The 937-nt window shown below is 66.3% G+C and carries 1 protein-coding gene; it reads left to right on the forward strand.

Features of this window, described 5'->3' with window-relative positions; genetic code table 11:
* Positions 1–937: outer membrane beta-barrel protein (locus I53_RS02395; protein ID WP_043346228.1), on the forward strand; the 937-nt coding region annotated here is incomplete at both ends.

Below are 937 nucleotides of genomic sequence, written 5' to 3' on the forward strand. Positions count from 1 at the left end.
ACTTTCACGGTGCTCCCGCCCTTCGCACAGAGCATCGGCTACGACTCGAATCCGGACCAGACCAGCCGGCAGATCGCAAAGGGCTCGGTCGCCCTGCGCACAGACGCCACGGTCGACTTCCGCAGCAACTGGTCCTCGAGTTCCCTACAGGGTTCGCTCAGGGGTTCTTACCTCGAAACGCCGCAGAACGAGGCCGCGAGCCGCCCCGCAGCGGACGGCACCGTGCGCCTGCGGATCGACGCCAACCGGGATCTGCGCATCGACGCGGAGGGACGCTTCCTGGTGGACACGCAGCGCACGTCGAGCGCCAACCTGCAGGCCCCCGCGGCGACGAGCCGGCCGCTTCTGGCTGTTTACGGCGGGTCGTTGGGCGCCACGGAGACGTTCAACCGTCTGTCGGTGACTCTGCGCGGGTCCATCGACCGGTCGGAGTTCGATAATGCCCGCTTGGCCAATGGGACGACCATCAATCAGTCCGACCGGAACTTGAATCAGTACAGTCTCCAATTGCGCACGGCCTACGAGGTCAACCCCGATTTCAGCCCATTCATCGACCTCCTCGGCGACACCCGTGTCTACGATCAGCGGTTCGACCTGACGGGTGTGCGCCGGGATTCGGACGGCATCGCGCTCGCCTTCGGCACGAGCATCGGGCTCGCGCGCTCCGTGACGGGTGAGATCTCGGCCGGCATCCAGCATCGGACCTACGTCGACCCGACCCTCCGCGACATCAATGCGCCGTTGCTCAACGCGGCCCTAGTCTGGGCCGCAAGCCCGCTCACCACCGTCCGGCTCACCGCCGCGACGGGCGTCACCGAGACGACGATCCCGGGCTCCAGCGGCGTGCTGACCGAGGTCGCAACGCTGGAAGTGCAGCACGATCTCCTGCGCAACCTGTCGATCGTCCTGGGCGGATCCCTACCTCGCAACGATTATC

It is taken from the genome of Methylobacterium sp. B1 (assembly GCF_000333255.1).
In the GTDB taxonomy this organism is placed as follows: Bacteria; Pseudomonadota; Alphaproteobacteria; order Rhizobiales; family Beijerinckiaceae; genus Methylobacterium; species Methylobacterium fujisawaense.